Origin of the sequence: Marinobacter sp., from assembly GCF_040882185.1 — a bacterium.
Classification (GTDB): domain Bacteria; phylum Pseudomonadota; class Gammaproteobacteria; order Pseudomonadales; family Oleiphilaceae; genus Marinobacter.
Genome location: NZ_JBBEBW010000020.1, coordinates 137,552 through 164,304, shown reverse-complemented (window position 1 = coordinate 164,304; position 26,753 = coordinate 137,552). Strand labels below are relative to the sequence as shown.

Sequence of the window (26,753 nt, the reverse complement as noted above, 5' to 3'; positions counted from 1 at the left end):
GTTGTGTTGTCGATCCTGAAGGAGTTCCAAATGCAAAACGATAATGCTGTCCGCGTCGGGGTAGTCATGAGAAGCGCCATGACGGCCTTCTGTCTGGTGTTTGTGATGGTCTTGGGCCTGGCTGCTCAGACGTCGTCGGCCCGAAGCCTCCCTGACTTCACCGAACTGGTAAAAGAAAACTCTGCTGCGGTTGTTAACATCAGTACAAGTCAGTCGCGGCCTCAAAATACCGGCAATATGCCGTTCAGCGAACGCCAGCTCGAGCAGTTGCCTGAGTTCTTTCAGGATTTCTTTCGTGGGCCCCAGTCACCCTACGGTCAGGGCGACCCTCGCGGCCAGCAGTCGCCGATAACATCCATGGGATCAGGGTTTATCGTCTCTAAAGACGGCTATGTTCTGACCAATAATCATGTAGTCGAGGGGGCTGATGAGATCATTGTTCGCCTCAGTGACCGGCGGGAATTGCCCGCAACACTGGTAGGAACCGATCCCCGTTCCGATCTTGCTGTTCTGAAAATCAATGACGGTGAAGATTTGCCCGTTGTGCGTATCGGCCAATCGAAAGATCTTGAACCCGGCGAATGGGTGTTGGCCATCGGTTCGCCTTTTGGCTTTGATTACACTGTTACAGCTGGCATTGTGAGCGCGGTCGGCCGGGCTCTACCTACCGAAAACTACGTGCCCTTCATTCAGACCGATGTTGCCATTAACCCGGGGAACTCCGGTGGCCCCCTGTTTAATCTTGATGGCGAAGTGATCGGTATTAATTCCCAGATTTACACTCGTTCTGGCGGCTTCATGGGGGTCTCGTTCGCCATTCCTATGGATGAGGCCATGAACGTCTTTGAACAGATCCGTGATAAAGGCTCGGTGGCTCGCGGATGGCTCGGGGTGCTTATTCAGGAAGTTAATCGTGACCTTGCAGAATCCTTCGGATTGAAACGCCCCCGTGGCGCTTTGATTGCTGAAGTCATGGTCGATTCTCCCGCCGAGCAGGCAGGCCTCCGGTCCGGCGATATTGTGCTTGAGTACGATGGCGAGTCGGTTGAGCTGTCTTCTGATTTGCCGCCCATGGTGGGTCGTACGCCGGTGGGCGAGTCCGCCTCCCTCGAAGTTTTGCGGGAAGGCCGCCGAATGGACCTTGATGTAGTGATTGGGAAGCTGCCGGAAGACGATGATATAGCAGGCGTTGAGCCGCAAAATTCCGGTCCTTCCGAAGGTCCTCTGGGCATGACCGTTGAGCCTTTGCCTGCCGAACTGGCGTCATCGATGGGTGTTGAGAATGGAGTGTTGGTAACCAATGTGGCGAGAGGCCCTGCGTTGAATGCCGGAGTGCGTCCTGATGATGTCATCACCGAGTTGGATCGCCGTAAAATAACGTCCGTTGATGAGTTCCGGGAGGCAGTGGCGGATCTGCCTGAAGGTAAGGCGGTATCCATGCGGATTGTTCGTCAGGGGAGAGCGACCTATCTGGTAATGAAGCCTTGATACATCCTTGAGGGGGGCTGCTCGCGGGCAGGTCGCTGCTTTCGCTCTGACCGCGATTTAATTGTTCGCTGTGCAAGGTGCATCATCACTCTATACGTGTTTTTTGCTATACTCTAGCGGCGTTTAACAGGCTAAGGCCATGGACTGGACCCCGCAGAGATGATGAATAAAAAAGATGTACCGCTGCCACGGCTGATCGGGTTTCAAAATGCCCGGTTGGCCTGGCTACTGCTCTTTGTAGGGTTGCTGATCACGGCGGCGCTGTGGGTTTTTTCTGTCGAACTTGTCAAGGATCGTACGGAAGCACGCTTTCAGACCCAGTCCATGCAGTTGAAAACGGCTATTGAAGAGCGCCTTCTAAATTACGAGCAGGTGCTGGCAGGCAGCGCCGGACTATTTGCGGTAACCAACGGTGTCAGTCGCGATGAATGGCGAACCTACGTCAGACGCATCGATATTGAGCGCTATTACCCGGGCATTCAGGGTATTGGCTACACTGAGCGTGTTACCGGGCGCAATGTGGTCGATCATATCGCGCGTATTCGCCGACAGGGCTTGACGGATTACCAGATCAGGCCTGCGGGAGGTCGCACCGAGTATTACCCGATTGTGTTCCTCGAACCGGGCACCGAGCGCAACCAGAGGGCTTACGGTTACGATGCGTTCGATGATCCGGTGCATCGTAGGGCTATGGAGCAGGGCCGAGATTCAGGCGCGCCCACGATGACCGGCAAGGTAGTACTGGTGCAGGAAGAAGTGGACGATAGCCAAGCTGGCTTTTTGATGTATCACCCGGTCTACGCAGGTGCTCAAGTGCCGGACGACATGGCAGAGCGACAGTATTTGCTGCAGGGTTTTGTGTTCAGCGCTTTCCGCATGAATAACCTGATGGACGGTATTGTCGGGTTGATCTCGCCGTTCCTGGATGTTCGTATATACGACGGTGATGTGGTCGCCCGAGACACTCTGATGTACGGGTCGAACCTTGGCTCGCTGGATGATGACTACACGTTCTCCCTGAGCCAGCAAGTCGTTCATGGTGAGCGTACCTGGTTACTCCAGACCCGATCCACCCCTGCTTTCGATTATCTGGCCTCTGACCCTCGACCGAAGATTGTGTTGGCGGCGGGCATCATAGTGAGTCTGCTACTGTTCGCCTTCTCACTGACGTTGGTTCGTTCCCGCTTGCAGACACAGATGAGTACCGGGCGGTACCGTGCTATCACAGAGGGTGCCAGTAACATCACGCTGGTGTTTGACCGACACGGCGCACCGCTATACGCCAGTCCCTCATGTGAGCACATTCTCGGCTTCGCGCCAGAGCAGATCAACAAGCTGCGGATCGACTCCCTTGTACACCAGGATGACTGGCCGCAATTGCTGGCCTGCTTTGAACAGGCCTTGGCAACCCCCGGTCGCCCGGTTCCGATTGTTCGGGCTCGGGTCAAGGACATCGACGGCACCTGGCGCGAGATGGAGGGTTCTTACACTGCCATGCTTGATGAGCCAGGTGTGGGTGGCGTGGTGCTGAGTTTGCGGGACCTTACGGAACTGAAAACCGCACAGTCAGAACTGCACCGCTTGGCTTTCTATGACCCGTTAACGGGGCTGGCTAACCGGCAATTGTTCAAGGACAGGCTGGCCCACACGGTACGCCGAAGCCGCCGGTCGGGTGAGCCTGCCGCGCTGATGTTTATCGACCTGGACGGCTTTAAACGTATTAACGATACGCTGGGCCATGATGCCGGCGACCAGCTTCTGGTGCACGTTGCGCGCTGGCTAACCGGTTGTGTCAGGGAAGAGGATTCAGTGGCGAGGCTTGGTGGTGATGAGTTTGTCGTGTTGCTATCCAGTATCAACGGGCCGCAGGCTGCCGCCAAAGTTGCTGAGACTATTCTGGGCCAGATTTGTCAGCGGGTGCGCATTCAGGAACATGATATCGGAGTAACGGGCAGCATCGGGGTGGCCATGATCCCCCATGATAGCGAAGAACCGGGCACCCTGATGAAATATGCGGATCTGGCCATGTATAAGGCCAAGGAGCGGGGACGAAACAACTGTCAGTTTTTTACCGCTGCCATGAACATTCAGGCTGCGAGGCGCCTGTTGCAGCATGAGGAGCTGTTAAGCGCTCTGGATGCTGACCGTTTTGTACTGCATTATCAGCCCAAGTTTGATCTCGCCCAGCAGCGTGTAATCGGTGTTGAGGCTTTCCTACGTTGGCGTCATCCGGAAAAAGGCCTGATACCGGCGCAACAGTTTATTTCGCTGGCCGAGGAATCTGGTTTGATTGTCCGGCTGGGGGAGTTAGGACTCAGGCAGGCATGCATTCAGATTCAGGCGTTAGAGCGTGCGGGTTTTGAGGGACTCCAGGTAGCGGTTAACTTCTCGTTTAAACAGGTGGTGGACCCGGGCTTTCTGGATATGTTCCGGCAAGTGATTACAGAAACCGGTGTGGCGCCGGAACGGCTTGAGCTGGAATTGCCCGCCGAACTTCTCAACCACGATCCACGTATGCTGAGGGAAGTTCTTGGCGCGCTCCATGATATTGGTGTTTGCCTGATTCTCGATAATTTCGGTACCGGAGCCTGTTCACTGGCGGCCTTGCAGCGGCTGCCCCTGGATGCCGTCAAAATCGATCATCAGTTCATCCGGGATATCCCCTATAACAGTAGTGCCACGGATGTAACGTCTGCAGTCATTGCACTGGCCCACAAACTACGCCTGACGGTAATCGCTGAGGGGGTAGAAACACCCCAGCAACTAAGCTTCCTGAAGGCTGCCGGTTGCGCACAGTGCCAAGGGAACCTGTTCAGTTACCCGTTGGATGAAGATGCCCTGATCGGGTTTCTTGTCCAACAGCATGAGCGCGCTCTGATATCGTGAACATGGCAATAGCGGCCCACAACCGGTAAAATCCCAGCCCTGTTTTCACACCCCCTGACGGACTGGCCATCTGGTTCGTCGGGAATGCATTTTTGTCTTACACGAGCACCCTTTGTCTGTGACCGAACTGAGCCGTATCCGCAATTTCTCTATCATCGCCCATATTGATCATGGCAAGTCCACACTGGCAGACCGGTTTATCCAGATGTGTGGTGGCCTCAGTGACCGTGAGATGAGCGAGCAGGTTCTGGATTCCATGGATCTGGAACGGGAGCGTGGTATTACCATCAAAGCGCAGTGCGTCACGCTTCTGTATACCTCGAAGGTGGACGGTCAGGAGTACAAGCTCAATCTGATTGATACGCCGGGACATGTAGACTTCTCCTATGAGGTTTCTCGCTCGCTGTATGCCTGTGAAGGCGCTCTTCTGGTCGTTGATGCAGGGCAGGGCGTTGAGGCTCAATCCGTTGCCAACTGCTACACGGCGATTGAGCAGGGACTTGAAGTGGTGCCGGTGCTGAACAAGATGGACCTGCCCCAGGCAGAGCCTGAGCGTGTTGCTCAGGAAATTGAGGACATCATCGGTATCGAGGCGTCGGATGCAGTCCGTTGCAGCGCCAAAAGTGGCATGGGCGTGGAAGATGTGCTCGAAGATCTCATTCGTCGCGTTCCCGCTCCGACCGGAGAGATTGACGGGCCATTGCAAGCCCTGATCATCGATTCCTGGTTTGATAATTACCTTGGCGTGGTATCGCTGGTGAGAATTAAACAGGGCTCCCTGCGCAAAGGCGACAAGATCGTTATAAAATCGACCGGACGTTCGTGGAACGCTGAAAAAGTCGGGGTGTTCTCACCCAAGCCGACAGAAACCGGCGTGCTGGGCACCGGAGACGTGGGCTTTGTGGTGGCAGGTATCAAGGACATCCATGGGGCACCCGTCGGTGATACCATTGTTCATAACAAATTCGCGAGTACCACCAATGCGTTGCCGGGGTTCAAAAAAGTCAAGCCCCAGGTTTACGCAGGTCTGTTTCCAATTTCCTCTGATGATTACAACAGCTTCAGGGATGCGCTCGAAAAACTCACTCTGAACGATGCCTCGTTGTTTTTTGAGCCGGAGAATTCTGACGCCCTGGGGTTCGGCTTTCGCTGTGGTTTCCTTGGCATGCTCCATATGGAAATCATTCAGGAGCGGCTGGAACGTGAATACGACATTGATCTGATCACTACTGCGCCGACCGTTATTTATGAAGTGGTGACCAAGCAGGGCGACACGGTCACGGTTTCGAACCCTTCCCAGTTGCCGGACATTGGCTCGGTGGAAGAGATGCACGAGCCCATTGTCGAGGCTAATATCCTGGTGCCCCAGGAACACCTCGGCGCGGTTATCGCTTTGTGTGAAGAGAAGCGGGGCATCCAGCAGAGCATGGTGTTCCTGTCTAGCCAAGTTCAGCTCACTTATGAGCTGCCTATGGCGGAAGTGGTGATGGACTTCTTTGATCGCATAAAATCTGTCAGTCGGGGCTTTGCATCGCTTGATTATCATTTTAAACGTTTTCAGCTTGCCAATCTGGTGCGTCTGGACGTATTGATTAATGGCGAGCGTGTCGATGCATTGGCGCTGATTCTGCATCGCGACCAGGCACACTATCGCGGCCGGGCGCTGGTGGAAAAAATGAAAGAGCTGATTCCCAGGCAGATGTTTGACATTGCCATTCAGGCCGCCATCGGTAACCAGGTAGTGTCACGGGTAACTGTTAAGGCGTTACGCAAGAATGTCACTGCGAAGTGCTACGGTGGTGATGTCAGCCGAAAGAAAAAACTGCTGCAAAAGCAGAAAGAAGGTAAAAAACGCATGAAGCAACTGGGTAATGTTGAGGTGCCTCAGGAAGCGTTCCTTGCCGTATTGAAAGTAGATAACTAGGACGTTTCGATGGATATTGATTTCCCGCTGATACTGGTCGTTCTGACCTTTGCCACTGGCCTGATCTGGCTGGCTGACAAACTGTTTCTGAGAGCCAGACGTGAAGGCCGGATGACCACTGACGGAGCCGCCGTTGCTTCCGGGCCAGGTGAAGCTGAAGAGTTACCGAAGGAGCCGTATCTGGTTGATCTAAGTCGCTCTTTTTTCCCCGTACTTGCGATTGTTCTGATACTGAGATCGTTTCTGGTCGAGCCATTTCAGATTCCATCCGGCTCGATGCTGCCGACCCTGGAAGTCGGGGACTTCATACTGGTGAACAAGTTTGCCTATGGTCTGCGGCTACCGGTCGCCGGTAGCAAAATTGTTGCAATTGACGACCCGGAGCGTGGCGATGTCATGGTGTTCAAATTTCCCGAAGACGGTAAGACCAACTACATCAAGAGGGTCATCGGTCTACCTGGGGATCATATCCGCTACCGTGACAAAACGTTGTTCATCAACGGTGAGCAAGTACCTACCGAGTTTGTAGCCTCCCTGCCGCCGGTTGAATTAAGACGTGAATATCTGACCGATACCGCCCACGAGATTTTTCTGACCATGGGCCGCCGCAATGGTGCCGGGGAGGGCGAATGGGTCATTCCGGATGACCAGTATTTTGTTATGGGCGACAACCGCGACAACAGCAATGACAGCCGGTTTTGGGGCATGGTCCCCGATGAACTTGTGGTCGGCAAGGCGTTTGCGATCTGGATGCACTGGGAATCGCTGACAAGCCTGCCAAGCTTTGGACGTGTTGGCTCTATAGAATAACAGAGGTATATAAAAAGATGAAAAATACAAATCGGTTTTCTGCCCGCTCCCAGCATGGCGCCTCGACATTTGGCATCCTGATTGTGGTGCTGTTCCTTGGCAGCCTGCTGACTCTGGGTGTCAAGCTCGGCCCCATTTACCTGGATGATTACACCATTCAGGAAGCACTTGAGGGTCTGGATGGCACCAAAGGCCTGTCAAAAATGTCGGTCGGGGAAGTGCGCGGCCTTATCAACAAACGCTTGAGTGTGAACAACGTGCGCGGGTTTGATACCAAAGCGATTACTGTAAAAGCCGACGGTGATCAGGTGCAGATTGATGTGGACTACGAAGTCAGAACCGGCCTCGTGAGCAATGTGGATGCGGTGGTTCATTTTCAGCACAGTTATGAGATGACTGGCCAGTGAGTTCTTCCCCTGATCTGGATCAGTTACAACGGCGTATCGGTTACGCGTTCAATGACCCGGCGCGCCTGCTGTTGGCGCTGACCCACCGAAGTTACGGCAATGATAACAACGAACGCCTTGAGTTTCTCGGTGACTCCATTGTGAATATGGTGATCGCCGAATCACTTTATCTCACGTTCGAGAATGCTCGGGAAGGCCAGCTTAGCCGACTGCGAGCAAGAATGGTCAAGGGTGTGACACTGGCAGAAATTGGCCGGGAGTTTGAGTTGGGCCAGTATTTACGGCTGGGCTCAGGAGAACTGAAAAGTGGTGGTTACCGTCGCGAATCCATTCTTGCTGATGCGGTCGAATCCATTATTGGTGCAATCTATCTGGATAGCGATTTTGAAACCTGCCGAACCCAGGTTCTTCGGTGGTTTGAACAGAGGCTTCAGAAGCTGAGCATTCAGGATACCCAGAAAGACCCTAAAACACGCTTGCAGGAGTATTTGCAATCGCGGCAGTTTCCGTTACCCCAATATGATGTTATATCCGTTGACGGGGAGGCCCATGCCCAGACATTCCACGTGTCCTGCGCACTGCCATCCCTCGATCGCAAGACGGCCGGTGTCGGCAGCAGCCGGCGTATCGCAGAACAGCAAGCGGCTCGTAATGCACTAAAGGCATTGGGCGTGGAGAATGAGTAATGAATGACATCACCCGTCCGGAAAACCCAGACAGTCGTTGTGGCTTTGTAGCCATTGTTGGCAGGCCTAACGTCGGCAAATCCACTTTGCTGAATCATATCCTCGGGCAAAAGCTCAGTATTACGTCGCGAAAGCCCCAGACTACCCGTCACCAGGTATTGGGCATCAAGACCGAAGGCCCGGTTCAGGCCATCTACGTCGATACCCCGGGCATGCACGAAGAAGAACCCCGGGCCATCAACCGCTATATGAATCGCGCCGCTACTTCCGCGTTGGTGGATGTGGACGTGGTAGTGTTTGTGGTGGACCAGACCAACTGGACCACCGCCGACGAAATGGTTTTGCAAAAGCTCGAAAGCCTGAAGTGCCCGGTGATCCTGGCGCTCAACAAGGTGGACAAGATTGAGAATCGCGATAGCCTGCTACCGCACCTTGGCATGGTATCGAAGAAACGTAACTTTTCAGATGTGATTCCGTTGTCGGCGTTGCGAGGTACCAATCTTAAACCTCTGGAGGAAGCTGTTGGCCGGTATTTGCCTGAAAGTGTGCACTTCTATCCTGATGATCAGGTGACGGATAAAAGTGAGCGCTTCATGGCTTCTGAAATGGTGCGTGAGAAGATAACCCGTCAGTTGGGTGCCGAACTGCCATACTCTGTTGCGGTGGAGATCGAAGAATTCCGTCGTGACGGTAAAACGCTGCATATTTCGGCGCTGATCCTGGTTGAGCGTGAAGGCCAGAAGAAAATCGTGATTGGTGACAAGGGTGATCGTTTGCGCCGCATTGGCCAGGAATCCCGCCTCGATATGGAACGACTGTTCGACAGCAAAGTCATGCTGAAGCTCTGGGTCAAGGTCAAACGAGGTTGGGCTGACAGCGACCGTGCGCTCAAAAGCCTCGGAATGAACGATTTCTGAGATGAGAATGTCGGGTTCAGTGAGTCAGGAACCCGTTTACGTGTTGCACCGACGTCCTTACCGGGAGACCAGCCTGCTGGTTGATGTGTTTTCTCTCAACGCCGGACGCATGACGCTGGTGGCGCGGGGCGGCAACTCGGCTAAAAGCCCTCTGAAGGCACAACTGCAGCCTTTCCAGCCCTTGCTTGTTGATTGGCAGGGCCGTAGTGATCTGAAAACCCTGACCCAGACAGACATTCGTCACGGTCCTCGCCTGGTCCGTACCGGGGCACTGTACAGCGGTCTCTATATCAATGAGTTGCTGCAGAGGATATTGCCACCGGGGGATCCCTATCCCGATCTGTTTGGCACCTACATAGAAACCCTTTATTCACTTTCGGAAACTGACGAGATTGAACCGGTACTCCGTCGATTCGAACGTGCGCTGGCAGAAGCCATGGGCTTCGGGTTTGAATGGGGCCAGGCGACCGATACGGGGCAAACAGTGGAGCCAAGTCTGGACTATGGCTATGATCCGGAACAGGGGATTGTGTCATCCGTATTGCAGGATGTCCGCCTGAGAAAACTGCCGGGCAATGTCTTGTTGCAGCTTGAAGCCGGTGATCTTGACAGTCCGGTCTGCCGGCGCCTGGCCAAACGCGTCATGCGGGTGCTGGTTGACCACCTCCTGCAGGGGCGGCCACTTCACAGTCGAAACCTTTTTAGTCATAGCCGAGGAGAATCCCATGAATCCTAGAGTATTGCTTGGTGTCAACGTTGACCATGTAGCGACTCTGCGTCAGGCTCGGGGCACTCGCTATCCGGACCCTGTTCAGGCCGCACTGGTGGCCGAGGAAGCAGGGGCCGACGGTATAACGATACATCCACGGGAAGACCGGCGTCACATTCAAGAACGGGATGTGATGTTGCTCAAGGAAATGCTTAATACCAAGATGAACCTGGAGATGGCTGTCACTGATGCCATGCTGGTATTTGCCGAGCAGGTTCGGCCGCAATGCGTTTGCCTGGTGCCCGAGAAGCGCGAGGAGTTGACGACAGAGGGTGGGCTGGACGTCGAAGGTCAGGAAGCCCGTATCGCCAAAGCTTGTGAACGGCTGGCCCGGATAGGCGCCGAGGTGTCGTTGTTTATCGACCCTTCTCCATCGCAGATTGATGCCGCGATTCGCTGCGGGGCACCTGTCATTGAGCTTCATACCGGTGAGTATGCGGAGGCAGGCAGCCCGGAGGCGGCGGACGTGGCCTTTACTACCATCACCGACGCCGTCGCCTACGCCCGCAGAAAAGGTTTGATCGTCAATGCCGGGCATGGCCTGAACTACCATAATACCGAACGTGTTGCGGCTATCCCCGGGATCAACGAACTGAATATCGGCCACGCGATCATTGCGCGTGCGGTATTCACCGGGCTGAAGGACGCAGTGCGGGATATGCGGGCCATAATAGACAGCGCTCGGGCTACCTCTGCCTGAAAGCCCCCTAGGGCGCCCATAGACGATTCAGAAGTTAATCAGAGGCTCCCTTGGTTCTTTTGGGGTCCGAGTGGCTGCGGAACAGTTGTTGCCAGTCCGTTTGTTCGCTCCAGATGTCGAGCCGTTCAATAGCGGCCAGGACATCGTTCTTAGCTTCTTCAAGGTTGGCTGTTGAGCGTTTGAGGGCGGTTTCCAAACTGCTGGCGGCACTCCTCAACTCCGGTACACCACAGTAGCGCGTTGCGCCGTGCAGTTTGTGAATACATTCCAGCATACCTTCGAGGTTTTGCTCCGCCCAGAGTTGCTTTACTGCCTCGACATCGTGCGGTAGTTGTTCCAGCAGCATACTGAAAAGTTCTTCCGCCAGATCGGTTTTGCCCGCCGCCAGCCTGACACCCTCTTCCACATCTACGCAGGTTTTCTGTTTCTGACGGGTAGAAGGGCGCAAGCTGCGCCGGGTGTCCCGCACTTCTGGGATATTGAGCCCCTGGGGGCTGCTGCTGGTGCAGTTAAAGCCCGTATAGTCGCGGATGGTATCCATTAATTGTCGGCTGCTGATCGGCTTGGAGAGATAGCCGTCGAATCCCTGCTGCATTAATCGGTCCTGTTCTTCAGCCAAGGCGTGAGCGGTGAGGGCAATGACAGGTGTTTTGTGCAGCTTGTCGTCCAGAGTTCGAAGCCTTTCTGTAGTTTCTATGCCGTCCATGCCAGGCATTTGCAGGTCCATAAAGACCAGGTCAAACGCTTGCTGCCGTGCTTTGCTTAGCGCTTCAAAACCGCTGGCGGCGCCCTCCGCAGGGATATTGAAGTCATTGAGAAGCGTGAGCACGAGCTTCAGATTTGCTTCATTATCATCCACTGCCAGCACTCGCGGGGACACCGAGGCCCTGCCGTCAGCGATGCGTGCGGCGGTGGGCAAGGTCTGGTCGTGTTGGAGGATGCCGTGCACCAGCATCAGCAGTTCATCGTAAAGGGACTCCCGGCAGACGGGTTTGGTGTTATGGCCGCTGGCAAGACCTGACAAGGCGTTATCATGGGTTTCCAGTGTTGGCGTCATCAGTAGGGTGCGACAGTCCCTTTCAATCTCAAGGGTTCTCAGCAGATCCCGATACTGGCTTGAATTCAGCAGGTGACGGGTAATGCCGACAATGGCGGCCGCGTAACCGGCCTGCTTCTGCTGAGCGATCTCAACTTTTTCCAGCAGGTCGGGGAGGCTGGAAGCGCGATCAACACCGACACCCCAGTCCCGTAGCATGTGCTCAACCGCCAGGCCTGTGGTTTTTTGGGTTTCCAGATAGACGACACGCTCTCCTCTCAGAGCATCCCTTTTCATGCTGCTATCGTTGGTGGTCGACAGCTCGGTATTAAGTGTAAACCAGAAAGTGGACCCTTTTCCGAGCTCGCTTTCCAGACCAATTTTACCACCCATTTCCTCTACCAGCCGTTTTGAAATTACCAGCCCCAGGCCGGTGCCGCCGTATTGGCGGGCGGTGGACGCGTCTGCCTGGCTGAAAGCATTGAACAGTGAATGCTGCTGAGCCCGGGAGAGTCCGACGCCAGAATCACTAACGCTGAGTCGCAAAGTGACCCGCTGGGTTTCGGGATTTTCTTCTTCCAGGCTCGCTCGCAACACAACTTCGCCGGTCTGAGTGAACTTGATAGCATTATTGACGAGGTTGGTTATGACCTGTTTGACCCTTAAGGGGTCCCCTATCACATTATCCGGTACATCGTTATAAACCAGAGGAACCAGATCCAGGTTCTTGCTATGGGCCGCCGGCGCCAGCATAACCATGACATCTTCAACGATGTCGCGAAGCTGGAAGGGCACACGGTCAAGAATCAACTTGCCAGCCTCGATCTTCGAGAAGTCGAGGATGTCGTTGATGATGGTCAGCAGAATTTCGGAGGATTTCCGAATCGTGTTCAGGTGATCCCGCTGCTGTTTCGGTAGCGGACTTTTCAACAGTAATTCGGTAAAGCCAATAATACCGTTCAGCGGTGTGCGGATCTCATGGGACATATTGGCGAGAAATTCAGACTTGATGCGACTGGCTTCAAGTGCTTCCTTGCGAGCCAGATCCAGCTCGATATTCTGGATCTCAATGGTTTCCAGCGTCTCTCGCAAGTCCTCTGTGGCCTGGTCAACGTTCTGCTGCATTTCGGCCTGGGCTTTGCTGAGTTCCTCCGCCATGGCATTCAGGCCTGATTCCAGTTGTTCAAACTCGGGGCCAGCTGCGGTGTACACCCGGGTATCCAGTTTGCCTTCCTTGAGCCTGGCCACGGCGTTATTCAGCTCGAATACCGGGTCGGTAAACGAGCGGCTCATTCGCAGGGCGATCAGAACATTGATGCCCACCCCGGCTATGATCAACAGCAAACTGATCAGAAGGGCCTTGTAGGTTTCCTTGTCCGTTCGCAGATGAGACATTTCAACTGCCACCCAGCCAATGGGCGTAACGGCACTGGGCGCAGTGTTGCGGGATTCCATCTCCAGCATGCTGTCGAGCATAAGATCCTGCAGGTAAACCGGGGTTAAAAAACGGGTGCTGTCGTTACCGGGCAGTCGGAAGGTTTCCGGAGAGTTCAACAAGTCCGCTTCGATCGGGTTTTCCAGCTTGGGGCCGGTGTGGAGAAGACGCTTTCGATTGGCATCAAAAAAAGTCAGTGACCGGACGTCTTTTTCTTCCAGGAGCGCATTGGAGAGGCTGTTGAGAAGGCTGCGGTTCGCCGTAAACATGCCGTACTCGGCGCCGGCAGCGAGCTGCCGGGATAGAGAGTCGCCACGATCCCGAAGCAGTTGCTCGATATTGCTCACCCAGCTATAGCTGAAGAAGATGCCGAGCAATAATGTGGTTAGCAGGGTGGGTACCAGCGTAACCACCTGTACTTTCTTGCGAATGCCCCAACGACGCATGGCGAGGTTCCTGATTTCGCCCAACCTGATTCATCCGTATCGGTCGGGTATCGTCCCTGTCAGAATAGTAAAACCGGGACCTTGCCTCTGCTCCGGTTTGGTTATAGCCCACAGTCATTTTAATAGCGATAAGCTGTATTGGGAGACTGTGATTGTTCCGCGTATGATGCGAAGCCAGAGTGTAACACAGGGTGCCTTTGAATAAGCGTGTTCAGCGCACTCCGAAATTGGCTGTCAGGAGCGAAAAACCCGATGCATTTCCCAACCATAGAAGAGTATGTCGGCCATACACCGCTGGTGCGTCTGCAGCGTTTGCCCGGTAATACCAGCAATATCGTTCTGGCGAAACTGGAAGGCAATAATCCAGCAGGTTCCGTAAAGGATCGCCCTGCTATAAGCATGATTCAGGAAGCGGAGAAAAGGGGTGATATCAAACCTGGGGATACGTTGATCGAGGCAACCAGTGGCAATACCGGTATTGCTTTGGCGATGGCTGCGGCTATAAAGGGCTATCGAATGGTGCTCATCATGCCAGCCAATGCCAGTGAGGAACGTAGGGCATCCATGCGGGCTTATGGGGCGGAAATTATTTCTGTAAGTAAGGACGAAGGCATGGAGGGTGCCCGTGACCTGGCCGACCGTATGCAATCCGCGGGCAAGGGTTTTGTGCTGGACCAGTTTGCCAATCAGGACAATCCGCTGTCACATTATCGCACCACCGGCCCTGAAATCTGGGAGCAGACCGAAGGTAAAGTTACCCATTTTGTGAGCTCTATGGGCACCACTGGCACTATCATGGGGGTGTCCAGATATCTGAAAGAACGCAATCCGGATGTCCGGATAATTGGCTTGCAGCCTAAAGAAGACGCTTCGATACCGGGTATCCGGCGCTGGCCAGCGGCCTATATGCCGAAGATATTTGATGCCGCAAGAGTCGATGAGGTCATAGATATCGGTCAGCGCGAAGCAGAGGATAGTATGCGGGCGCTGGCCCGGGAAGAGGGCATATTCTGTGGTGTTTCCTCAGGCGGATCCATAGCAGCGGCATTGCAGCTTTCCAGCAAGGTTGAAAACGCCGTTATTGTGGCCATCATCTGTGACCGGGGCGATCGCTACCTTTCAACGGGCGTGTTTCCTAGTGCCTGATTCAGTCAATTGTTACCCAGGAATGAGAGAGTTATGAGCAGACGACGCAGGAAAAGCCTGCCGGTCGAGCCGGTTCAGTGCGATATTGAAAAGCTGAGCCATGACGGCCGTGGTATTGCTTACCGGGAGGGTAAGATCCAGTTTGTGGATGGGGCCTTGCCGGGGGAATCCGTGGTAGCCAAAGTGGTGGGTTCCCGAAGCAAATTTGATGAACTGCGAACTCTCGAAGTACTGACCGCGTCTCCCGAACGTGCCACTCCACCTTGTGATTACGCTGATCTTTGCGGTGGCTGTAGCCTGCAGCATATGACCGGCGATGCCCAAATACAGTTCAAGCAGAAAACCCTGCTTGAAAACTTTGCGCATTTCGGTGGCATTGAGCCCTTACATTGGGAGCCACCGATGCGTTCACCTGATCTTGCCTATCGACGCAAAGCGAGGCTGGGTGTGCGCTTCGTGCCCAAGCGTGATTCGGTGCTGGTGGGGTTCCGTGAAAAGCGTAATACGTTTCTTACGGATATCAACCGCTGTGTTGTTATGGACGTGCGAATTGGGGAGCGTATTACGGATCTCAGGGACATGCTGTATGGACTGGAAGCGCACAATACCATCGCCCAGATTGAAGTGGCGTGCGGTGATGAGACTGCGGCATTGGTCTTCCGAAACATGGAGCCGTTGTCGGCCAAGGATTATGAAACCCTGGTGAGCTTTGGGCAGGCCCACGATTTGCATATCTATCTGCAACCAAAAGGCCCCGATACGGTACATCGGATCTGGCCGGAGCAGGGCGAGGAACGATTGAGTTACAGGATCGACGCGTTCGATCTGACGATGCAGTTCCACCCCATGGACTTCACCCAGGTTAATGCTGACATAAATCAGCAGATGGTGGTCCGGGCGGTTGAGTGGCTGGAACTTGAGCCAGACGACCGGGTGCTGGACCTGTTCTGTGGCCTGGGCAATTTTACCTTGCCTCTCGCCCGCCAGGCTGGCCAGGTAATTGGAGTAGAGGGTGATGATGCCATGGTTATCCGTGGTCGTGAAAATGCCTCGCTCAATGGGGTGGATAATGTCACCTTTTACGGCGCAAACCTTCAGGCTGACTTTACGTCGGAGCCATGGGCGGCAGAAGGTTTCGATAAGATACTGATTGACCCGCCCCGTTCCGGCGCCCAGGAGATTTGTGAGTATCTGGCGGCGTTCGGAGCAAAGCGTATTGTCTACGTGTCCTGTAATCCGGCCACTTTGGCGAGGGATGCGGGGGTACTGGTCGGTAAAGGCTATAGTCTTATTCGTGCGGGTGTGATGGATATGTTTCCCCACACCACCCATGTGGAGTCGATCGCCGTCTTTGAGCGGGCTTGAGTAAACATAGGGAGTTGTTCAGAGGCTCCATAAAGCGATGGAGTGACGGGGACGTTTACCGCCCGTCATTCCCGCGACAATAATGGAAGTGGCATGGTAAAAGTTCGTGAAGGATACGCCCTGACACCGGATGGTCAGGTGGACATAGAGAGCTGGGTGCGCCAGATCCAGTCTCAGACCAATCTGGTTGACGTAGACCAGTTCCGGCGTGCCTGCGAAAAAGCCGCCGAAATCGATCTGCAGGCTTTTCGTGAGGATCGTCTCTGGGCGCCTGGCTCCAGCAGTTTTCGAACCGGCCTCGAAATGGCTCAGGTGCTGGTGGAACTGCATCTGGACCAGGCCAGTCTGGTGGCCGCGATACTCTACCGCGCAGTGCGGGAAGAGCGGGTACCCTTGGCGGATATCCGCAAAGAATTTGGCGATGAAATTGCCAGACTGATCGACGGCGTGCAGCAAATGGCCGCCATCTCGGCGATACATCACCCCCTCAAAGGTGCTGTGCTCGGTCAGAGTCAGGGCCAGTTGGATAACGTCCGTAAAATGCTGGTTACCCTGATTGACGATGTCCGGGTAGCGCTGATCAAGTTGGCCGAGCGAACCTGTGCGATTCGGGCGGTCAAGGATGTCTCCTCCGACAAACGCATGAGGGTCGCCCGGGAAGTTTTCGATATCTATGCCCCGTTGGCGCAACGGCTTGGTATCGGCCATATAAAGTGGGAGCTTGAGGACCTTTCGTTCCGTTATCTCCATGAATCTGCGTACAAGAAAATCGCTAAACTGCTGGATGAAAAAAGGCTGGACCGGGAGAGCTATATCCGTAACGCTCTTGCCACCCTTGAAGCAGAGCTCAAGGTGGCGGGAATCAAAGGGGATCTCGCGGGCCGTGCCAAGCATATTTACAGTATCTGGCGGAAAATGCGGCGTAAAGGCATCGACTTTTCCCAGGTATATGATGTCCGGGCGGTACGGATTCTGGTACCTGAGATACGTGACTGTTATGGCGCACTCGGTATTGTTCACGGCCTCTGGCGCCATATTCCCAATGAGTTTGATGACTATATCGCCAACCCCAAGGAGAACGGTTATCAGTCTTTGCACACAGCCGTTATAGGCCCTGAAGGCAAGGTTATGGAGGTGCAGATACGCACCCATAAGATGCACGAAGAAGCCGAGCTGGGTGTTTGTGCCCATTGGCTCTACAAGGGAATGGACAAGGGCAACCGATCCACCGGGTACGATGCCAAGATCAATTGGCTGCGACAGGTACTGGAGTGGCAGGAGGATCTTGGAGATTTGTCCGGCCTGGAAGATCATATTAAAGGGGACATTGCCTCCGACCGGGTCTACGTTTTCACGCCGGAAGGCCATGTGGTGGATCTGCCCCACGGCGCAACACCCGTGGATTTTGCCTACAGGGTTCATACCGAAGTCGGGCATGCCTGTCGTGGGGCTCGACTGAACGGCCGTATCGTGCCGTTAACCTACCCTTTGAAAACAGGGGATCAGGTCTTCATCCTGACGTCCAACAACCCCGCTCCGAGTCGTGACTGGTTAAACCCCAGCCTCGGGTATATTCAGACTTCCCGGGCCCGGGCCAAGGTTACCCACTGGTTTAAAGAGCAGAATCGTGATCGCAACATAGTGGATGGTCGCGCCATTCTCGAAGATGAGTTCAAGCGGCTTTCGATCTGCGATATCAACCTTGACCAACTGGCAGTCAAGGTCAATCTGCGAAACGCGGAAGATATGTTTGCTGCGGTTGGGGCGGGGGATTTGCGTCCCACTCATGTGGCCAATATCGCCCAACACCTGCTGGAGCCTCGCACCGAGCAGCTAGATTTAAAATTTACTGCTCGCCGCAACAAAGAGTACGGCACCGAATCTGATATTCAGATTCAGGGGGTCGGGAAACTCAAGACCCAGGTGGCCAAATGCTGCAAGCCACTGCCCGGCGATCCGATTGGCGGATACATTACCGTTGGCCGTGGCGTCACCGTGCACCGCCAGGACTGCCTGACCTTCCTGCACCTACGGGAGTATGAGCCGAACCGAATCATTGAAGTGAATTGGGGCGGCAAGCCCGAATCCGTCTACCCGGTGGATATCGAGATCGAAGCCTACGACCGATCCGGGTTGCTCAGGGACATCACTCAGGTGCTTTCATCCTCCCGAAGCAACGTTCTGGCGCTGAATACGACCTCCAATACCGACGACAACTCGGCAACCATGATGGTAACCGTAGAGATTTCCAGTCTTGAGCAGTTGGCACGTTTGCTGGCCCAGATTCGAAATCTGCCGAACATTCTCGAGGTCAGGCGTAAACGCCACTAGACTGGAGTCAGCGATGTCCTACTCGATCGAAGATCTGAAATACCTCATGTCGCGGTTACGCGACCCGGCCACCGGGTGTCCCTGGGACATCCAGCAGACGTTCCGCAGCATTGTGCCTCATACTCTGGAGGAGGCGCACGAAGTAGCCGATGCCATTGAACAGGCTGATTATCCCCACCTCAAGGATGAGTTGGGTGATTTACTGTTTCAGGTGATTTTCTATAGCCAGATGGGTAGCGAAGAGGGTCATTTTGACTTCGATGCTATCGTCGATAATCTGGTGCAAAAACTTATTCGTCGACACCCTCACGTGTTTCCCGAAGGTACCTTGGCCAGTGAAGTAGATCCGGATAACCGGCCCGGGGTTGAGGATATCAATGCAAGCTGGGAGCGCATCAAGGCCGCAGAAAGAGCAAACGTACCGAATCAGCGCGCGGCTAATTCTCTTCCAAGCCGTCTTGAGGGTATAGCAAAAGCTCTGCCTGCGATGGCCCGTGCTGAAAAGCTTCAGCGCCGAGCCTCCCGTCATGGCTTTGACTGGCCCACGGTCGCGCCCGTATTTGACAAGCTCCACGAAGAAATTGATGAGCTCAAAGAGGCCTGGCAAAACGCTCAGACTGACCCGTTGGCACAGGATGATGTAGAGGACGAAATGGGTGATCTGCTGTTTGTGTGTGTCAATCTGGCAAGGTTTATGAAAGTTAATCCTGATCAGGCCTTGCGCCGAACCAATGCTAAATTTGAGGCGCGCTTCCGGGCGATTGAAAGTCGTCTGATGAGTGAAGGCAGAGAGATGGAACAGGAGACACTCGAGTCACTTGATGAGATCTGGCAGTCTGTGAAAGGTATCGAAAAGCAGTCGACTTGAGTTGCACCCGCAACTTAAACCACACCGATAGGTACAATCCGTAACCATTTTAAAGGCCTCAAACAGTGGGCTTCGTCTACACTTCGAGTGACAATAGTCATATCAAAGTGGTTGACAGCGATCACGAGTTGCACAGAATCGCTAACCGGACATTTCCGGCGCAAAAAGCAGGAGTTTTTGCTCATGAAGATTAAGGATCTGGTGAAGTACTGGGACAAGCACGCACGCGGTCGGCTGACCCGTGATGCCTACTTTATGGCCTTGTCAGATCAGCATCACCAGCGACTGGAGAAATTGTCGGCCCTGTACCCGATGAAGTCGTCCCAGGATCTTATCCGGGATCTTATCTCCGCTGCCCTGGACGAGCTGGAAACCAGTTTTCCCTACCAGCAAGGAACCAAAGTTGTCGCCTACGATGAGGATGGTTTCGAGATTTACGAAGATCAAGGGCTGACACCGAGGTTTGTCAGCTTGAGCCAGAAACATATCCAGAAATTGAAAGCGCGCCAGCTCGAATCGGTCGCCTGACAGCAATGAGGCAGGCCGGTGTGGGTTACTCACCGGCTGTTGATTCGTCCGACTCGAAGCTGCAAAAGTGGCCGCGTACGGTCGTTCCAGTGCCTTCCGGGCTTTGAGTTACTGATCCTTGGTTGTCAGCTTATCTTTAAGTGGGCTCTGACGGACGAGATCGTCAAGCGCTGCCGCAATCATATCGTTAAGAATGTCACTTTCGCTTCTATCCGGATAGAGTTCCGCCAGTGCCGCCAGACGTGCTGCATCCTCCAGTGGTAATCTGAGATTATAATCGTGAGTTCGCTCTACGGATTCTTTCTTTTTCTCCCAATGTTTGGGTAAATCAGTAACCTTCATGGACGCTCCTCAAAGTATTTTTAGGCCATTCTTCAACAGAGAACCTTTGAACCGGTAAGTCTGTCGCTGTGCCATGGATCATGTTCAGCGCTGCGACCGAATAGGCAATGGACTTGGTTTGATGTTCCTTAGTATCGTAATAACCTTCGGTCTTCGTCAATTTAAAAGGATGTCCTGTGACAGAATTGCACCCGGATCTCAGAGAAAACGTACGCCTGTTGGGAGATTTGCTAGGCCAGAGCATTCGCCAGCATCCGGGCCAGGAATGTTTTGACCTGATTGAAGAGATCCGGGCCGCTGCGAAATCCGACCGGCGACAGGAAAGTGGTTCCGGTCAACGCCTGGTCAGTCTGCTGAGTAATCTTCGGGATGACCAGTTGCTGCCGGTTACGCGCGCCTTCAATCAGTTTCTGAACCTTGCCAACCTCGCTGAGCAATACCATGGTGTGCGTCGCAAGCGAGGTCATTCATCCGATTTGATGGTGGAGTCGCTGGACGATGTGTTCGGTCGCCTCAAAGACAAGGGCATCCGGCCGGAAGAACTGCATCGAAGAGTTGCTGAACTCAACATCGAGTTTGTGCTGACCGCCCATCCTACGGAAGTCGCGCGACGAACTCTGATCATGAAATATGATGAGATATCCGACTGCCTCAGCAAACTCGACCATGACGATTTGTTGCCAGCGGAGCGGGAGGAAATTATCACCCGATTGCAGCAGCTGGTTACTGAAGCCTGGCACACCGATGAAATCCGGTACGAGCGCCCGACAGCTATTGATGAAGCCAAGTGGGGATTTGCGGTCATCGAAAACAGTCTCTGGCAGGCGCTGCCACGCTTTCTCCGTGGACTTGACCGCTCATTGACTCAGGCTACGGGCCAGGGGCTGCCCTACGATGCGGCACCGATTCAACTGGCCTCCTGGATGGGAGGAGATCGAGATGGCAATCCCAATGTAACTCATGACATCACCCGCAAGGTCTTTCTGTTGGGTCGCTGGATGGCGGCGGATCTGTACTTGCGTGATATCCAGTCGCTCAGATCCGAACTTTCGATGTGGCAGGCCAACGAGGCGCTCACAGCCGTTGCCGGGGAGAGTCGGGAGCCCTACCGGGAAGTGCTGGCTCGGCTGCGCGAACGGCTCATCCGAACCCGTGACTGGGCGGAGGCTCGGGTAAACGGGCAGCCAGCGGATAGCACCGATATCCTGTTCGAGAACGAAGACCTTACCGGCCCACTGGAGCTTTGCTATCGATCTCTTATGGACTGTGGGCTGGAAATCGTAGCCAACGGGCCATTGCTGGATACGTTGCGCCGCGCCCACACGTTTGGGCTGCCATTGATTCGTCTCGATATCCGTCAGGAAGCCACCCGTCATGCCCAGGCTGTCGCGGAGATCGTAGACTACCTCGGATTGGGCGACTACTTGTCTTGGCCCGAAGAAGACCGCCAGGCGTTCCTGGTGACAGAGCTCCAGGGCAGGCGACCGTTTTTGCCAAGGCTATGGGAGCCTTCGGATCAAGTCCAGGAGGTGCTTGCGACTTGCGCCGTGGTGGCAGAACAGACACCCGAAGCACTGGGCTCCTATGTTATATCCATGGCCAGCAAACCATCCGATGTGCTCAGCGTTATCCTGCTGCTCCGGGAGGCGGGCATGGCGCACCCGATGAAAGTGGTTCCGCTGTTTGAAACTCTGGACGACCTTTCCGGCGCACCCGCCAGTATGACCGCATTGTTTGAGGTTGACTGGTATCGGAAATACTGCAATGACCGCCAGGAAGTGATGATCGGTTACTCGGATTCGTCCAAAGACGCTGGTCAGATGATGGCGGCCTGGGCGCAATACCAGGCCCAGGAACAGCTGACGGAAGTCGCTGGCCATTACGGAGTACACCTCACATTGTTCCATGGCCGAGGCGGTACGGTGGGGCGTGGTGGCGGCCCGGCCAATCGTGCGATTCTCTCGCAACCGCCAGGATCGGTAAACGGCAGTTTTCGAATCACTGAACAGGGAGAGATGATCCGGTTCAAGTTTGGCCTGCCCCGACTGGCAGAGCAGAGCCTTACGCTCTACACCACGGCCGTCATCGAGGCCACCCTGGCGCCGCCACCGGGCCCGGAGCCAGCTTGGCGGGAAATGATGGACTGGCTGACAGAGCGTTCGCTGAAGTCATACCGGGATTTGGTGCGGGATAACCCCGACTTTGTACCTTATTTCCGGCAAGCTACGCCTGAGCAGGCCCTGGGAAAACTGGCCCTGGGTAGTCGACCTGCCCGTCGTAAAGTCGATGGTGGTATCGAAAGCCTGCGAGCGATTCCCTGGATTTTTGCCTGGACCCAGATGCGGCTGATGTTGCCAAGCTGGCTCGGCAGTGATGTGGCGCTCAACGAGGCCGCCAGTTCGGGGCGGATGGACATGTTACGGGAAATGCGTGAACGATGGCCGTTCTTCCAGACCTATGTGGATATGTTAGAGATGGTTCTTGCCAAGGCAGACTTGCGGATTGCCAGCTATTACGAGCAAACCCTGGTCGAACCTGCTTTACTACCGCTGGGCGAAGCACTCAGAAGCCGCCTGTTGATCTGTATCGATCAGGTAAAATCCTTGAAGCAGCAAAACTCTCTGCTGCAGGCAGAACCGGTCTTCGCGCATTCCATGAAAGTGCGCAATCCCTATACGGACCCGCTGCATTATCTGCAGGCGGAGTTACTGAAGCGGGACCGCGAAAGTGAAGATTCTGGTCAGGTGGCCGAATTAGTGGAAAGGGCCCTGAAAGTAACCATGGCGGGCATCGCTGCTGGTATGCGAAATACCGGTTAATTCTGACCGGCTTCGGTCTAAATATTCCTCATACACAAGGAGAGCTGTGTGGCTCTGGCTGCCCGACTTGACGAGTATCTGAACCGCGAGGGTGTCGGCTGTCAGACACTGGAGTTGAATCCGCTGCCGACGTTTGATGCCGCTGTCCTGGCTTGCGGCCAACCCCAGAGCCAGGTGCTGAAGGCAACCCTGCTGATTGATCTGGAGGGTGTGCTCATGGCGGTGCACACTTATGACAGCACGCTCGATATTGGTGCTCTTAACGGTTTCCTTGAGCGCCGCCTTCAGCCCCTCACTGGCAAGCAGACGGAACGTCTGTTTGGCGACTGTGAGCCCGGATTCCATCCCCCGATAGGCGCGGCTTACGATGTCCCGGTTATTGTCGATGAGACCGTGTTCGAGCTGGCCAGTGCTGCCATGGCCTGCGGTACGGACCATTCACTCGTGGTTATGGATGCAAGGGCTCTGCGTTCCGCCTTCCTCGGTGCCCGGAAGGGTCGTATCGTTATCCTCGGGGCCGACGACGCTAATGGACGAGATAAGATTACGCTGGATGAAGTTGCCCTGCAGTTGCAGAAACTTTACCGGTTGCCCCCGATGCCGGCTCTTGCGCTGCGAATATTGAGATTGACTTCCAATAACGAAGCCACCGCTCGCGAACTCGCGGAGCTGATCGAATTCGATCCCAGTTTGACAGCTCAGATCCTGAGGTACGCGCGTTCAGCCCTGTTCAATTATCCGGGGCAGATCGATTCAGTTCAGGAGGCCGTAGCCCGGGTGCTCGGATTTGACCGGGTGGCGCACATTGCGATTGGGATCGCCTCGGTGCAAGCTTTTGATGTACCACGTAAAGGCATGCTGGGGATGGACGAGTTCTGGCGCCACTCGCTCTATTGTGCGTTTCTGTGTCAGCAAATGGCCCCCAGAGTTCATGGGGACAAGAGCTTGGCCTATCTTTGCGGCTTGCTCCATAACTTCGGGTTGTTACTTGTCGGGCACCTTTTTCCTTTGGAATTTGAGCAGTTGAATACGCTGCGGGAAGCAAACCCGGATCACAGTATGCAATCCCTCGAGCATCAGGTTTTTGGTAGCGGTAATGGGCAGGAACTGCTTGCCATAGGGCATGGCGCGATTGGAGGTATCCTTCACAAACTTTGGCAGTTACCCGATGCGGTGATCAAATCCGCGGGGGTACACCAGCGCCCGGATTACCATGGTGAGCATGAGCAATACGTGTTGATGGTGCAATTGGCCAATGGTTTGTTAAAAGAGAGCGGTATCGGCGACGAGTTTAATCCCGATGATCTGGACAGGCTGTGCCAGCGTCTTGGCCTCACAGAAAATGATTTAAAGAGCATCAGAGCCGCGGTGACAGCGGTTGCGCCAGACCTTGATGCGCTCGCCAGGTCTTTGACGAACTGATTACCTACTTTGGTGGGCCGGACCTGCGACCGAGGTCGACTTTCTCTTCCTGGCCCGACTTCGTATAATGCGCGATCATAAAAATTAAGGGTGGCCTTTTCAGACGGGCCAGGCCCATCCGGGGTGGCTTGATTTTTACCAGCACCGGACAGGCCGCCCCATCAGATTTATTCGTTAATCGGGAGCAGCACCACTATGAGAATAATTATGCTAGGCGCACCTGGCGCCGGTAAGGGCACGCAGGCCCAATTTATCACCGAGCGCTTCGACATCCCGCAGATTTCCACCGGGGACATGCTTCGGGCTGCCGTCAAGGCTGGTTCTGAGCTCGGCTTGAAGGTCAAGGAAGTCATGGCGACCGGCGGACTGGTCTCGGATGAAATCATCATTGCCCTGATTGAAGAACGTGTAAAACAGGAAGATTGCAGGAACGGCTTCCTGCTTGATGGGTTTCCCAGAACAATTCCTCAGGCCGAGGCGCTGAAAGATCAGGGTATCGTGATCGATTATGTGGTTGAGATTGCCGTTGAAGATGAAGAAATCGTCCATCGGTTATCTGGCCGTAGGGTTCATGAGGGCAGTGGTCGGATTTATCACGAGAAATACGATCCCCCCAAGGTGGCAGGCAAAGACGATGTAACCGGTGAGGCGTTGATACAGCGTGCGGATGATAAAGAAGAAACTGTTCGTAAGCGTCTGGATATTTATCACTCACAAACCGCACCGCTAATTGGTTACTACCAGGACTGGTTTGCCAAGGAACCCGCCGCTGCGCCCAAATATGTACGCGTTAAAGGCGTTGGCTCGCTCGATGATATTCGCAACCAGATCCTCGAAAAACTCCAGTAAACTCGCGGGGTACGGCATTGAACTTGCTGGCAGTCGATACATCAGCAGAAGGCTGCTCGGCGGCAGTGCTCAGCCAGGGGCAGATTTTTTCGCGCTTCACCCTGGCCCCTCGTGGCCACACCCGTTTGCTGATGCCGATGGTGAGGGAGCTGCTCGTTGAGAGCAAAATCGCATCCTCTGAGCTCAACGCGGTGGCTTTTGCCTGTGGTCCGGGATCATTCACCGGATTGAGAATTGCAACGGGCGTAGCGCAGGGCCTCGCTTACGGGCTGGATGTGCCTGTAGTTCCGATCTCTTCTCTGGCGGCGGTGGCCGCGCAGATGATCGAATCACAACAGGTTCCCGAAGGTGCCAGTATTGCGGTTGCCTTTGATGCTCGTATGAGCGAAGTCTACTGGGGTTGTTTTGAAAATGTGGCCGGGTTGCCCGCTCTGATTGGCGAAGAGCGGGTTTGTCTGCCGGGTGACGTATCGATTCCCCCAGGGCCGACCAGCTGGTATGGCGCAGGATCAGGCTGGATACTGCAGGATCAGATGCCAGCAACAGTGGTCGGTGATATGGTCCAGATCAACCCGGCAATGGTGCCCCATGCTGCCGATGTGGTCCGGTTAGCGAAACAAGCCTGGGACGAAGGGCGGCATGTGCTCGCAGCAGCGGCCAGGCCGGTCTATCTCCGCGATGAAGTGACCTGGAAAAAACTTCCAGGTCGTTGAAAAAACTCTAACCCCCTTGCAGGATTTCAAGCCATGGAACTTTGGCACATCATTGTGTTGGCTATTATTCAGGGCTTGACCGAATTCCTACCCATCAGCAGTTCGGCACATCTTATCTTGCCTTCGGAAGTTTTTGGCTGGCCCGATCAGGGCCTGGCCTTCGATGTGGCCGTCCACGTCGGTACCCTGGCTGCCGTTGTCTGGTACTTTCGCCGGGATGTGTGGCAACTGTCTTCTGCCTGGGCCCGTGACACCCTCAGTCGACGTGTTGGGCGGGACAGCGGGCTGGCCTGGGCAATTATCGCGGCTACCATTCCTGCGGGTCTCGCAGGGATTGTGTTCAATGACGTCATTGAAACCCACCTCCGTTCCAGTCTGGTCATTGCGCTCTCGACCATCGGGTTTGGTCTGGTGCTTTGGTGGTCCGACGCCGTGGGGCGTCAGACCCGTGGCCTCGCCCGGCTCAGCATGAGAGATGCGGTGATCATCGGTCTTGCCCAGGCGCTGGCGCTCATACCCGGCACCTCGCGTTCAGGAATAACGATGACAGCAGCGCTTTTTCTCGGTTTTAACCGGGAATCAGCGGCCCGTTTTTCTTTTTTGTTATCGATACCACTCATTGCCGCAGCTGGTCTGCTTAAGACTTTCGAGTTGATAGAACAGGGGGCGGGCGCCGATTGGACCTCTATTGGCCTCGGCGCGTTGCTATCCTTTATCAGTGCGGTGGTGTGTATTCACTTGTTCCTGAAGTTTCTGGAACGGCTCGGCCTGATGCCTTACGTAATCTATCGAATGTTACTGGGAGCGCTGTTATTGTTTCTGCTCTGGTAAAGGGCTTTTAAATTGTAGCGAGCCATTCCATACTA

21 protein-coding genes are annotated in these 26,753 nt (G+C 54.7%); 19 read left to right on the top strand and 2 right to left on the bottom strand.

What is annotated here, in order from left to right:
• Nucleotides 1–78: 78 nt before the first annotated feature.
• The 9 genes from WEB64_RS11440 (at nucleotide 79) to pdxJ (ending at nucleotide 10,587) form a co-directional block, all read left to right on the top strand.
• Nucleotides 79–1,488, top strand: a complete 1,410-nt coding sequence (locus WEB64_RS11440; RefSeq protein ID WP_368061457.1) for a DegQ family serine endoprotease — start codon at nucleotides 79–81, stop codon at nucleotides 1,486–1,488.
• A gap of 159 nt (nucleotides 1,489–1,647) precedes the next feature.
• A complete protein-coding gene (locus tag WEB64_RS11435) occupies nucleotides 1,648–4,374 on the top strand; it encodes an EAL domain-containing protein (protein ID WP_368061316.1) in 2,727 nt (908 codons plus the stop codon).
• A 118-nt stretch (nucleotides 4,375–4,492) separates the two neighbouring features.
• Nucleotides 4,493–6,298 (top strand): translation elongation factor 4, encoded by a 1,806-nt coding sequence (gene lepA / locus WEB64_RS11430; protein WP_368061317.1) that lies wholly within the window; start codon nucleotides 4,493–4,495, stop codon nucleotides 6,296–6,298.
• A 9-nt stretch (nucleotides 6,299–6,307) separates the two neighbouring features.
• Nucleotides 6,308–7,108, top strand: a complete 801-nt coding sequence (lepB, locus tag WEB64_RS11425; RefSeq protein WP_368061318.1) for a signal peptidase I — start codon at nucleotides 6,308–6,310, stop codon at nucleotides 7,106–7,108.
• Nucleotides 7,109–7,125: 17 nt separating this feature from the next.
• Nucleotides 7,126–7,515 carry a DUF4845 domain-containing protein gene (locus WEB64_RS11420; RefSeq protein WP_368061319.1) on the top strand — a complete coding sequence of 130 codons (390 nt, stop codon included), beginning with the start codon at nucleotides 7,126–7,128 and terminating at the stop codon, nucleotides 7,513–7,515.
• Nucleotides 7,512–8,201, top strand: a complete 690-nt coding sequence (gene rnc / locus WEB64_RS11415) for a ribonuclease III (protein WP_368061320.1) — start codon at nucleotides 7,512–7,514, stop codon at nucleotides 8,199–8,201. The genes WEB64_RS11420 and rnc overlap by 4 nt, the downstream gene beginning before the upstream one ends.
• On the top strand, nucleotides 8,201–9,118 hold the full coding sequence (gene era, locus WEB64_RS11410; RefSeq protein ID WP_368061321.1) for a GTPase Era: 918 nt from the start codon (nucleotides 8,201–8,203) through the stop codon (nucleotides 9,116–9,118). Before rnc ends, era begins: the two co-directional genes overlap by 1 nt.
• Before the next feature lie 7 nt (nucleotides 9,119–9,125).
• On the top strand, nucleotides 9,126–9,854 hold the full coding sequence (recO, locus tag WEB64_RS11405) for a DNA repair protein RecO (protein ID WP_368061322.1): 729 nt from the start codon (nucleotides 9,126–9,128) through the stop codon (nucleotides 9,852–9,854).
• Nucleotides 9,844–10,587 carry a pyridoxine 5'-phosphate synthase gene (gene pdxJ, locus WEB64_RS11400; RefSeq protein ID WP_368061323.1) on the top strand — a complete coding sequence of 248 codons (744 nt, stop codon included), beginning with the start codon at nucleotides 9,844–9,846 and terminating at the stop codon, nucleotides 10,585–10,587. The genes recO and pdxJ overlap by 11 nt, the downstream gene beginning before the upstream one ends.
• Before the next feature lie 34 nt (nucleotides 10,588–10,621).
• Here the strand turns inward: pdxJ and WEB64_RS11395 are convergent, their stop codons facing one another.
• Entirely contained in the window at nucleotides 10,622–13,504 is a 2,883-nt protein-coding gene (locus WEB64_RS11395; protein WP_368061324.1) for a response regulator, read from the bottom strand.
• A 252-nt stretch (nucleotides 13,505–13,756) separates the two neighbouring features.
• On the opposite strand from WEB64_RS11395, the gene cysM reads away from it, so the two are divergent.
• The 5 genes from cysM (at nucleotide 13,757) to WEB64_RS11370 (ending at nucleotide 19,742) form a co-directional block, all read left to right on the top strand.
• A complete protein-coding gene (gene cysM, locus WEB64_RS11390) occupies nucleotides 13,757–14,650 on the top strand; it encodes a cysteine synthase CysM (protein ID WP_368061325.1) in 894 nt (297 codons plus the stop codon).
• Between the two features lie 33 nt (nucleotides 14,651–14,683).
• Nucleotides 14,684–16,015: a 23S rRNA (uracil(1939)-C(5))-methyltransferase RlmD gene (rlmD, locus tag WEB64_RS11385; protein ID WP_368061326.1), complete on the top strand. Its 1,332-nt coding sequence runs from the start codon at nucleotides 14,684–14,686 to the stop codon at nucleotides 16,013–16,015.
• Between the two features lie 93 nt (nucleotides 16,016–16,108).
• Nucleotides 16,109–18,346, top strand: coding sequence for a GTP diphosphokinase (gene relA / locus WEB64_RS11380; RefSeq protein ID WP_368061327.1), 2,238 nt, complete (start codon nucleotides 16,109–16,111; stop codon nucleotides 18,344–18,346).
• Between the two features lie 13 nt (nucleotides 18,347–18,359).
• Nucleotides 18,360–19,214: a nucleoside triphosphate pyrophosphohydrolase gene (gene mazG / locus WEB64_RS11375; protein WP_368061328.1), complete on the top strand. Its 855-nt coding sequence runs from the start codon at nucleotides 18,360–18,362 to the stop codon at nucleotides 19,212–19,214.
• A 183-nt stretch (nucleotides 19,215–19,397) separates the two neighbouring features.
• A complete protein-coding gene (locus WEB64_RS11370; RefSeq protein WP_368061329.1) occupies nucleotides 19,398–19,742 on the top strand; it encodes a pilin assembly protein in 345 nt (114 codons plus the stop codon).
• A gap of 108 nt (nucleotides 19,743–19,850) precedes the next feature.
• Here WEB64_RS11370 and WEB64_RS11365 read toward each other — a convergent pair whose 3' ends face one another.
• A complete protein-coding gene (locus WEB64_RS11365) occupies nucleotides 19,851–20,084 on the bottom strand; it encodes a hypothetical protein (RefSeq protein ID WP_368061330.1) in 234 nt (77 codons plus the stop codon).
• A gap of 176 nt (nucleotides 20,085–20,260) precedes the next feature.
• Between WEB64_RS11365 and ppc the strand changes: the two genes are divergently transcribed.
• The 5 genes from ppc to WEB64_RS11340 all read left to right on the top strand — a co-directional run bounded on the left by ppc (nucleotide 20,261) and on the right by WEB64_RS11340 (nucleotide 26,718).
• Complete coding sequence (gene ppc, locus WEB64_RS11360; RefSeq protein WP_368061331.1) at nucleotides 20,261–22,903, top strand: phosphoenolpyruvate carboxylase; 2,643 nt, start codon at nucleotides 20,261–20,263, stop codon at nucleotides 22,901–22,903.
• A gap of 48 nt (nucleotides 22,904–22,951) precedes the next feature.
• The gene (locus WEB64_RS11355; protein WP_368061332.1) at nucleotides 22,952–24,325 is read left to right on the top strand and encodes an HDOD domain-containing protein; all 1,374 of its coding nucleotides are present in this window, start codon (nucleotides 22,952–22,954) and stop codon (nucleotides 24,323–24,325) included.
• A 195-nt stretch (nucleotides 24,326–24,520) separates the two neighbouring features.
• Complete coding sequence (gene adk / locus WEB64_RS11350) at nucleotides 24,521–25,174, top strand: adenylate kinase (protein ID WP_368061333.1); 654 nt, start codon at nucleotides 24,521–24,523, stop codon at nucleotides 25,172–25,174.
• Between the two features lie 17 nt (nucleotides 25,175–25,191).
• Entirely contained in the window at nucleotides 25,192–25,887 is a 696-nt protein-coding gene (gene tsaB, locus WEB64_RS11345) for a tRNA (adenosine(37)-N6)-threonylcarbamoyltransferase complex dimerization subunit type 1 TsaB (protein ID WP_368061334.1), read from the top strand.
• A 33-nt stretch (nucleotides 25,888–25,920) separates the two neighbouring features.
• Nucleotides 25,921–26,718, top strand: coding sequence for an undecaprenyl-diphosphate phosphatase (locus tag WEB64_RS11340; protein ID WP_368061335.1), 798 nt, complete (start codon nucleotides 25,921–25,923; stop codon nucleotides 26,716–26,718).
• The last annotated feature ends 35 nt before the right edge of the window (nucleotides 26,719–26,753 follow it).